The organism is Mesorhizobium sp. M7A.F.Ca.CA.001.10.2.1, assembly GCF_003998575.1.
Classification (GTDB): domain Bacteria; phylum Pseudomonadota; class Alphaproteobacteria; order Rhizobiales; family Rhizobiaceae; genus Mesorhizobium.
In genome coordinates this window covers 1-1,389 of the sequence record NZ_RZQY01001018.1, presented here as the reverse complement: position 1 = coordinate 1,389, position 1,389 = coordinate 1, and the positions used below count along the sequence as shown (strand labels likewise).

Here is a 1,389-nt window from a genome sequence, read left to right as displayed (position 1 = left end):
GTATTGGCCAACCTCCGGTTCCGACTTTGCCGCTTCCTGCAGGCCTTCGACAAGCTTGTCGAAGCCGGCGACATCGACGGTTACGCTTCCTTCGGGCTTTTCGCCTGGGAATGTCATCTCGCCTTCCAGCGCGATCTCCGTGTCCTTGTTCTTCACGGTGCTGTGGCCAAGCACGACCTTCGGCATCTTGGCCATGAAGTCGACTTTAAGCTGCTCGCCGAATTCGGCCGGCAGCGGCGGATTCTTATTGAGATCAAAAGCTTCGATCGCCTTCTTCGCCATGCTGTCGAGATCGATATTGGCGCCGCCAAAGTTCAAATCGACATCGGTGGGCAACAACCCCACGCTCCAGCTCGGCAGAAGCTGGGTCGGCACGGTCAGCCCCGATGCCTTGATGCCGTACGTGATCGTGCCGTTCTGGGCCACGCCATCGGTGCCGAACACGGTGCTGAGCTGGGTGGCGCCGAAATTGCCGACCGGGCTTTCCACCGCGAAATCCTTAAAACCGTAGGTCCCGTCGATACGCTGCCAAAGCGGCAAGGCGGCGAGCAGAAGCGATTTGAGCTGCGCCTGGTTGGCCTTCAGCGTCGCCTCGTCCTCGTTGGCCACCGCAAATGCCAGGAGGTCGAGCAATGGCTTGGTCCGCACGCCCTTGCCGCTGGCTTCGACCGACAGTTCCGGCGACCTGACGGTGACCGGGAATTTCAACCCGCTCTCCGGATCGTCGAAATCGATCGCTTCGACAAAGCTCGACACCTTTTGCGAGGTTGTGAAATCGACGCCCCCGGTCGCCGACTTGGTCGCGGCAACGGTCGCGATGCCGGCGCCCGTGCTGGCTTCCATGTGCTGCTTGGCATCCTTCGATGCCATCGTCATGCCGGCCATCGAGCTGGTGCCGCTGGTGAAGGCCGCCAGATTTGGATCGTAGACGCCCGAACCCTTGCCGTCCTTGATCGAAAACTGAGTGCTTTGCAGCCCTTCGGGTCCGTTGAACTCGAAGGAGGCAGTTTGGGAGAAATCCATGGAGACATCCCAGGACCCGTCGCTGCGCGGCTTGACCATCAGGGCATAGGGCGCGAAGTCGAACTTCAGCAGTTTCTGGTCCGGAAACGATGCCGCAAGTGCCTTGAAATCGAACAGGATCCTGTAGGCGCCACCTTCAAGCGAAACCTTCAAAATGCCTTTGTCGATGGCCTGCTTGCCGACATAGCGGGACAAGTCGTCGGATAATTGCTTCGCACCCTGACTATCGACGGTCTGACCGAACGCAGGCGCGCTCAACGCAAGGAGGAAAACGAATGGCAGGGCACGGTTCACGCGAATTCTCCGTTTGACCTAATGCATGTCGCCCAAAGTGGGTCCTGGTTTGGGAGAACGACATGCATAAAC

Annotated in this window: 1 protein-coding gene; it reads right to left on the bottom strand. The window is 59.3% G+C overall.

Annotated features, from left to right (window positions below; translation table 11 throughout):
- On the bottom strand, positions 1-1,317 hold a 1,317-nt coding region (locus tag EN964_RS34615), incomplete at its 3' end, for a hypothetical protein (RefSeq protein WP_127277444.1).
- Positions 1,318-1,389: the final 72 nt, after the last annotated feature.